Source organism: Methylobacterium sp. 001424705, from assembly GCF_059816145.1.
This window is the reverse complement of the sequence record NZ_JCBANU010000083.1, coordinates 1-962: the sequence shown is the minus strand read 5'-3', so window position 1 is coordinate 962 and position 962 is coordinate 1. Positions and strand designations below refer to the sequence as shown.

The following is a 962-nucleotide window of genomic DNA, read 5'->3' as shown; positions in this document are numbered from 1 at the left end:
GGATCGACTCGCCGGCCGTGTACCCGGCCATGACGGGATTGGTCGTGGCCGCCGCCTTGACCTCGACGTTCGCCCCGTTGACCCCGTCGACGCGGCTGACATCCAAGAGCGCCTTCATGCGCGCGTAGGAATCGCCGGAGAGCGGAGCGTTCTTCTCGTCGTTCGTCATGAAGTCGCCGGCGGTGATGATGCCGACGTGGTAGGTCTTCTCCAGGCTGGTCAGGGTGTCGGTGATCGCCGCGACCTTAGCGGCGGCGACGTTGCGGAACGAGGGAAAGATCAGCGTGTCGTAGTTCGACAGCTTCGCCAGATCGGTGAGATCCGATTCCGACAGGAGGTCGTAGGGGACGCCCGCGGCCGCGGCCTGGTTCTGCGCCGCCATGTAGAGCTGCGAATACGCCATCGGGCTGAAGTAGTTCGCCGCCGTGGATTCCGAGTAGACGATCCCGACCTTGTGCCCCGTATAGGTCCGGGCCGGCAGGGTGCTGGCATCCGAGACCGTGTAGGGGCCGGCCCCGTAATCGCCCGGTAGGAAGACGCTGTTGTTCACGTCGGCCAGGACGTTGAGGCTCTTCGGCGTCCCGATCTGCGCCGCCGAGACGCTGACCTCCAGCACCGTGCGATCGGCATTGTAGACGGCGGTCAGCGGCGTCGCCGACACGAGCGTCTGTCCGTCGCCCCCGCGATAGAGATACGGCTTTCCGTCGGCAGCGATATTGATGTTGTAGTCGTAGCCCCCGTACAGACCCCAGATGCTGTAGCCGGTGGTGGCATTCTTGTCGGTGTTCAGCCAGATCGTCGTGTACGCCCCGATCGACGTCCCCGTCGGCGCCTGGAGGGCGAAGGTCAGGACACCGCCCGACAGGTCGCCGTACAAACTGTATCCGGCCGCTGTCGTGCCTGCGGGATTGAGCCGAGCCGACGATGTCCAATCGTTCAGGTTGCCATCAACCGTAGGCATG

1 protein-coding gene is annotated in these 962 nt (G+C 64.7%); it reads right to left on the bottom strand.

What is annotated here, in order from left to right; genetic code table 11:
- Positions 1-877 (bottom strand): hypothetical protein (locus AC6EUL_RS22850; RefSeq protein WP_499872902.1); only part of this gene is annotated, 877 nt, incomplete at its 3' end.
- Positions 878-962: the final 85 nt, after the last annotated feature.